The sequence below is a fragment of the Neobacillus sp. genome (assembly GCF_031988165.1).
In the GTDB taxonomy this organism is placed as follows: Bacteria; Bacillota; Bacilli; order Bacillales; family Cytobacillaceae; genus Neobacillus; species Neobacillus rhizosphaerae.
The window spans coordinates 52,673-59,086 of record NZ_DALZYO010000005.1 but is presented as its reverse complement, the minus strand read 5'-3'; the positions used below and the strand labels follow the sequence as shown (position 1 = coordinate 59,086).

Annotated in this window: 8 protein-coding genes; 2 read left to right on the top strand and 6 right to left on the bottom strand. The window is 39.6% G+C overall.

Translation table 11 applies throughout. From position 1 onward, the window contains the following. The 6 genes from RTR43_RS04210 to RTR43_RS04185 all read right to left on the bottom strand — a co-directional run. Positions 1-501: MFS transporter (locus tag RTR43_RS04210; protein ID WP_312469903.1), on the bottom strand; the 501-nt coding region annotated here is incomplete at its 3' end. Positions 502-917: 416 nt separating this feature from the next. Then, entirely contained in the window at positions 918-2,369 is a 1,452-nt protein-coding gene (locus RTR43_RS04205) for an ammonia-forming cytochrome c nitrite reductase subunit c552 (protein WP_312469902.1), read from the bottom strand. Between the two features lie 2 nt (positions 2,370-2,371). Continuing rightward, complete coding sequence (locus tag RTR43_RS04200; RefSeq protein WP_312469900.1) at positions 2,372-2,884, bottom strand: NapC/NirT family cytochrome c; 513 nt, start codon at positions 2,882-2,884, stop codon at positions 2,372-2,374. A gap of 106 nt (positions 2,885-2,990) precedes the next feature. Next, the gene (locus RTR43_RS04195) at positions 2,991-3,806 is read right to left on the bottom strand and encodes a hypothetical protein (protein ID WP_312469899.1); all 816 of its coding nucleotides are present in this window, start codon (positions 3,804-3,806) and stop codon (positions 2,991-2,993) included. Positions 3,807-4,209: 403 nt separating this feature from the next. After that, positions 4,210-4,377 (bottom strand): glycogen biosynthesis protein GlgD, encoded by a 168-nt coding sequence (locus RTR43_RS04190; RefSeq protein WP_312469898.1) that lies wholly within the window; start codon positions 4,375-4,377, stop codon positions 4,210-4,212. Positions 4,378-4,393: 16 nt separating this feature from the next. Continuing rightward, entirely contained in the window at positions 4,394-4,657 is a 264-nt protein-coding gene (locus RTR43_RS04185; protein ID WP_312469897.1) for a YtzC family protein, read from the bottom strand. Positions 4,658-4,868: 211 nt separating this feature from the next. Here RTR43_RS04185 and mnmL point away from each other — a divergent pair, with 211 nt between their 5' ends. Together mnmL and mnmM are read left to right on the top strand one after the other, a co-directional pair. After that, positions 4,869-5,837: a tRNA modification radical SAM protein MnmL/YtqA gene (mnmL, locus tag RTR43_RS04180; protein ID WP_312469895.1), complete on the top strand. Its 969-nt coding sequence runs from the start codon at positions 4,869-4,871 to the stop codon at positions 5,835-5,837. Beyond that, positions 5,834-6,406 carry a tRNA 5-(aminomethyl)-2-thiouridylate-methyltransferase MnmM gene (gene mnmM / locus RTR43_RS04175; RefSeq protein WP_312469894.1) on the top strand — a complete coding sequence of 191 codons (573 nt, stop codon included), beginning with the start codon at positions 5,834-5,836 and terminating at the stop codon, positions 6,404-6,406. The genes mnmL and mnmM overlap by 4 nt, the downstream gene beginning before the upstream one ends. The last annotated feature ends 8 nt before the right edge of the window (positions 6,407-6,414 follow it).

The following is a 6,414-nucleotide window of genomic DNA, read 5'->3' as shown; positions in this document are numbered from 1 at the left end:
TACATACATGATGGTGTTGGCAAGAAAGATTAATTGAAACGAGTAATCTGCAACGATCCCGCCAAGAGACGCGCCTATCGCAACCCCAAGGTTTTGCGCCACATAAAGGGCGTTAAAGGATTTTCGTCCACCTTCTTTCCACACCGAACCCGCCATTGCATACATCGATGGAAAAATAATTCCTGTGCCAAAACCAACAATGGTTAGAAAAACTACATATTCTGGCCAGTCATGCCAAATAGATAATCCGACAAGGGCGAAAAGGGAAATACAAATTCCCAGTATGATAGATTTATAGCCACCGATTTTATCAAATAAATGGCCGCCATAGAGATTCCCGATTACATTTGCACCTGAGTTAAGCATTAGGACAATCCCAGCAACGGACAAGGACCTTCCTAAATGATCGTGAATATAGATTGTGTTTAAAGGCCATAAAAAAGAAGAGCCAATTACATTCACTGCCATCCCGATGATTAAAAGCCATAAGGCACGCGGCATGAAAAACGCTCCTTTGTTGTAAGTTATTTCGAGTCACTAGGTAATTTTAGCCGTTTTTATGTTAGTGTGCAATCCTTTTGTATCTCCATGTATCGCTGGGAAATGATTCCACGAATTTGAGTGAAGATTCCGCCGATTCTCCATTTATTTCCGCCGATTTCGTGATTAATTCCGCCAACTTTCGCATGGATTTGAAGCCAAACCCTGAAAGAATTCCGCCAAATTCACCTCTTTATTCCACGAAGCCGGCTAATGAATTTTGCAAATTGACACCTTTCCATAAATTTGTCACAATAATAGCAAGAAAACACTGTTCTCCTCAGAGAATCAGTGTTTTCTAAACGGTATTTTGCGGCTCTTTCCTTACTGTTCCTATTCCTTCTTAGCGGGACGAATAAGAATTTATTGGAAAGGGCTTATTTTTTTGGTACTGCCGGGTCAACTGGTGCTTGGGCAGGGAAATAGCTATTTATGGCAGAGTCTTTTTTCTTCTCGTTAACTTTTTCATCTAAAACAGCTTTTTTCGCTTTTTCAATTTCCTTGTCAAGCTCATCCATATTGACGCCTTTTTTCACAAGTTCTTCTGTTGCAAGGCGGATTGCTTTGCTTGACTCCTCAATTGACATCCTTAGTGAATCCATTGATCCTTGTGGATTATGGAAGCCTGAAGAGTTTTCAGCTGCAATAATATCCCATAACCATTGCCCTTTACGCACAGATTCCTGTGCTTGTTTGATTTTTTCTTGGCTCACACCAGAAGTAATCATTTTGTTCACATAATAATGAGCTGAAGTGGAAATATCTTGCGCATCATGTAATCCCTTTACAGTTGAATCTTGAATTTCATACACACGGTCTTTAAGTTTGTCTAAATCGCGATCCGCATGACATTGTCCACAAGATGTTTGCATCGTTTTAAGTGGTGAAGTCCACCAGTGGGATGTAATCTTTCTTTTTCCATCGACACGTTCATATGGCATATGGCAATCTGCACAAGATACATTTGCTTTACCATGTGTGCCTGATGAATGGGTTTCAAATTCAGGGTGTTGTGCCTTTAACATCGGTGCTCCGGAAATATTACTAATCCAGTCTTTTTCAAAACCATTCTCTTTTGCAATGGTGTTGTAGTATTCATACATTTCTGCTGGCTTAAAGCCCTTTGTCCACGGGTAGGTTACTTCCTTATTTTTAGCAGCAAAGTAGTATTCATCATGGCACTGGCCGCAAACATAGGTGCGCATTTCGTTTTTCGTAGGGTTTGAAACATCAACACCCTTTGCTTTTAACGCTTTAAAAAGACTAGGGCGTGTTACACGTAGATCCATTGTTTTCGGATCATGGCAATCGGAGCAGCCGATTGGTGAGTGACCCATCGCTTCGCCTTTTGGCCAGATTTCCTTGTTAAAATTGGCGCCCCAATAGCTGTCTCCCATTTCTTCGATCATTTTTGGCACAGCTGTTGATTTACATGTGTAACAAGAACCAACAGACTTATCGGTAATCCGAGGAGGATTATGAATATCTTCTAATGCATAAGTATGACCACGATCTTCAGTATAGTATGTTGCAAAGCCATAGCCATTGAAGAGGATTGGCAGTAACGGCTCTTTATCTGGATCGAATTTGCTTCGTTTCACCGAACCATTGTATTTTGTCTCTTCCATCTTATTATTTTTCTTGTAGCTATTATATTGAAGCGGAAATATATCCTTAAACGCTTCATTGCTTATTTCATCTGCTGAGAGGCCTGTCGTCTTCTTGCCTGCTGCCGAAGCTGTTTTGTCACCGGAATCATTGCCGCAACCAGTGATAATCAACACTAAAGCTAGCAGGAGAAGATATGCCCCATATCGGAACCTTCCCATTCTTAAAATCCTCCCTTATTTTCTAATAACTCTCCTGATTTAGGTGGCTTATTATAGTGATCGTCTTTAAAGCCTTTCCCATGTGGTACAGTTTTGTGGCAAGATACACAACTATCCTTTGCATCATGCGACACATTGTTTAGCGTACTCTTGTGGCAGGAGATACAATTATCATTCATGATACTTTTCGTTCGGTCTGTCGCCTGGATTACATCTGGAATATCTTTTGTTCCAAATGTGTTGAAATAAATATGCGTCATCCCTGCTCGGCCTTTAAAAAATAACTTACCTGCTTCACTCTTGTGTGGTAAATGACAATCATTACACTGCAAATCGGAATGAGTAGAATCCACAAATGACGCATAAACGGATTTCATCGTATGACAGTTTTGACAGAAACCAGGTGAATCCAGATAGGCCATTGTTTTGACTGTTGAAAAGGATAAAAACACCCCGATAAGTAATGCTAAGACAATTAAAAACTTTTTGTCCATCTTCAAAAGCTTTTTGAACATTTCTTCACCTCCCATATAAGTATCTTTCTATCTCTCTCTATATATATTAAAGTACCTTTAAGGCACCTTAATCCAAATGGATCACGCTCTTGAGAACGCTTTTTCTTTACTGCTTTTTCTTTCGATTTCGGATCAGAATGCTCAATGCACCTATAGATAGGACACTAATCCCACTAAAGGCTCCGACAGCTAGACTATTAGATGTCTTATTCCCTTTTTGGGTCACTTCGGATGAATGTTTTTCACTCATGAGTTCTGTGGCTGGTTTTGTCTCAAGGCGAACATAGTTTATGGTGAAGTTTTTTTCTTCACCAGCCTTTACTCCTTGATAAAGGTAGGAGAAGGTGTCATTTGCCCCGCCATGGTTCTGTTTTTCTTCTGGAGCCGGCGAGAGCTTCATTTTTTTTGCCTTAGACGGTTGTGTAAAGGTAATATTGACGAGTCCAATATCAACAAAGCTTTTAAACTGATACGTTAATGATTTCTTTTCCTTGTTAACCTTTAGGCTGTCTGTATAATATTCGATAACAAATTTATATCGTTCCTTCGGAGCAATCTCTTCGCTTGTAGTCCAGGAAATCGTTCCTTTTTCACGGTCGATAACATATTCGATTTCATAGGCCTTCTTTAAATCTCTTGAGTAATCGGCAACAAAACCAATACGAAAGTTCTTCTCTTTCATTGGTAGTGGAATTTCAATTTGTCCTTTTTGTGGCTGATCGGAGTTATTTACCATCGATCCTTGATAACCAATCAATAGCGGTGGATGCGCCTTCTTTTGATCGTTGGGATGATAGGCAAACTCTGGCATAACTTGAATCGTTAGCTCTTCCATGCTTAAAATAGGTTGATTTTCAGCAAAGCTAATCGAAGGACATATAAAGGCTAAGATGAAGCTAACGATTAATAAGTACTTTTTCATTTCCATACTTCCTTTCAAAAACTAGCTAAGCAAATTTGTGGATAAAATGTGAACATGTTCACATAAGTTTCAAAAAAAGTACTAGGTGGACTGGTCCACCTAACAAAAAGTGGAGGTTCTGGAAAGGAGTTTACTAATCCATACCTTATTTAAACCATGAATAACAACCCCATTCTGTGACCTACATCACATTCTAAATTGGAGTTATTTCCAAACTGTGAACGAGGATATTACTCTATTCTCAAGTTGTATTTATTAAAAAATTGGTATTGAAAGCGTTTTTAGTTGTTTTTCCACGTTTAGGAGACCAGTTTTCGCATAATAAAAAAAGTGTAAAAAAAAAAGAAAAAAAAGATCCCTCAACAAAATTGTTAAGGAATCCTTTCGAATTTTAAGATGACTGTCACTTTTCTTGATGCATTTTAGATTTTACCGGCTGGCCGCCTGATTTTTCATATTTTATTTTTGCTTGTTTCACCAAATCAAAATCCTGGCCTAGTTCGAAATCTTGATTATTGATTCCATTTCGAGTCTTTTGTTCCGGATTTTGTTGTTTTGATCGTTTTTTCAAAAAGCTTCTCCTCCTCTTAATGCCCTTTTAAAATCATCGAGTTCTGCAGCTGCTGAAGCTGAAGTCTCATTCTATGGAGTTGTTCGCGCTGTTGTGAATTGGCGAAATTAGCCATTTTTGCTATGTCACCATAAGTTTCTTCGAGCCCTTGTAAGGCTTGTGTATAATTATCATCGTTATATTGTTCTTGGAGGCTGCTTTGTTTGTATTGTTCCTCGGCATATCGAATAGCATCCTCACACTGTTGCATCAGATTATCCATTGATTCACGAGTAGCCATTTAAGAACCCCCTTCAGTTCACCCAACTACTTTAAAAATCTTCGTGAAGCACACCGCTTCATTTCTTATTGTGTTCTCGATTCATTTTCCTATTACACAAACAGTCGGATAAATTATGGCAATAAACAATTACATTTTGATAAGGCTTTTGCTTCATGTTAAAATTGACCTTATGTAAATTTTATTTTTTTAAAAAAGGAGGTTTTCTGACATGCTTCAGACAAAACCTTTTCCATATGCTTTGGATGATAAACGGTACCATACCTGGAATTACCACCTACGCGGGCAATTTGGCCATAAGGTGTTTAAAGTAGCACTTGATGGAGGCTTTGATTGTCCAAACCGTGACGGTACGGTTGCGCATGGCGGCTGTACTTTTTGCAGTGCTGCCGGCTCAGGTGATTTCGCCGGTAACCGTGTCGAAACATTGGAAACCCAATTCATTGAAATAAAAGAAAAGATGCACACAAAATGGAAAGATGGCAAATATATGGCCTATTTTCAAGCGTTCACCAATACCCATGCACCCGTGGATGTTCTGCGTGAAAAATTTGAGACTGTCCTAAAGCAGGAAGATGTGGTTGGCCTTTCGATTGCAACCCGTCCAGATTGCCTGCCTGATGATGTCGTCGAGTATTTAGCAGAATTAAATGAACGAACCTATTTATGGGTTGAGCTCGGGCTTCAGACTGTCCACGAACGGACCGCATTACTTATCAATCGTGCCCATGATTTTCAATGTTATAAAGACGGAGTTAATAAACTAAGAAAGCATGGAATTCGGGTTTGTTCCCATATTATTAATGGACTGCCGCTTGAATCGTATGACATGATGATGGAAACGGCCCGTGAAGTCGCTAAATTAGACGTCCAAGGAATTAAAATTCACTTGCTTCACCTGTTAAAAGGCACGCCAATGGTTAAGCAATATGAAAAAGGGATGCTCGAATTTCTTTCGCAACAGGACTATGTAAACTTAGTATGCGACCAATTAGAAAGTTTACCACCGGAAATGATTGTACACCGCATAACGGGTGATGGACCGATTGACTTGATGGTTGGACCAATGTGGAGTGTAAATAAGTGGGAAGTATTAAATGCCATTGATACCGAATTGAAGAGAAGAGACAGCTGGCAAGGTAAATTTTATCAAGAGAGTGCACGGACTTTGAACCGATGAAGATAGAACGTATTCTTCCGTTTGCGAAAAATTTACTCGAAAAAGCGGTTCAATCCGGCGATGTTGTCGTAGATGCCACTCTTGGCAATGGACATGATACCGTTTTTTTAGCGGGGCTTGTAGGTGAAAGCGGGAAAGTTTATGGCTTTGACGTGCAAGAAGAAGCGATTATGGCAAGCAAAGAGCGGCTGACACAGCACGGTCTGTCAGATCGGGTAACCATTTTTCACAAAGGACATGAATCCCTCTATCAAATGGTTCCACCTATTCATCATGGTCGGATAACAGGGGCAATTTTTAACTTGGGATACTTGCCTGGCAGTGATAAAACCATTGTTACTAGGCCAAAGACAACCATTGCTGCTATCGAGCAATTATTGGAAATTATGGCTCCCGAGGGTATCATTGTCCTTGTGATTTATCATGGTCATGAAGAAGGTGCAGTTGAACGGGATTCATTGCTCAACTATTGCCAACATATTGACCAAAAAACAGCGCATGTGCTGCAGTATCAATTTATTAATCAGCAAAATTATCCACCTTTTATTGTTGCGATTGAAAAACGCTAAAAACCAGG

What these genes read in the sequence shown, in the direction of transcription:
- RTR43_RS04205 (WP_312469902.1), bottom strand. Translation starts at nt 2,369, where the DNA reads ATGGGAAGGTTCCGATATGGGGCATATCTTCTCCTGCTAGCTTTAGTG.
- RTR43_RS04185 (WP_312469897.1), bottom strand. Translation starts at nt 4,657, where the DNA reads ATGGCTACTCGTGAATCAATGGATAATCTGATGCAACAGTGTGAGGAT.
- mnmL (WP_312469895.1), top strand. Translation starts at nt 4,869, where the DNA reads ATGCTTCAGACAAAACCTTTTCCATATGCTTTGGATGATAAACGGTAC.
- RTR43_RS04195 (WP_312469899.1), bottom strand. Translation starts at nt 3,806, where the DNA reads ATGAAAAAGTACTTATTAATCGTTAGCTTCATCTTAGCCTTTATATGT.
- RTR43_RS04200 (WP_312469900.1), bottom strand. Translation starts at nt 2,884, where the DNA reads ATGTTCAAAAAGCTTTTGAAGATGGACAAAAAGTTTTTAATTGTCTTA.
- mnmM (WP_312469894.1), top strand. Translation starts at nt 5,834, where the DNA reads ATGAAGATAGAACGTATTCTTCCGTTTGCGAAAAATTTACTCGAAAAA.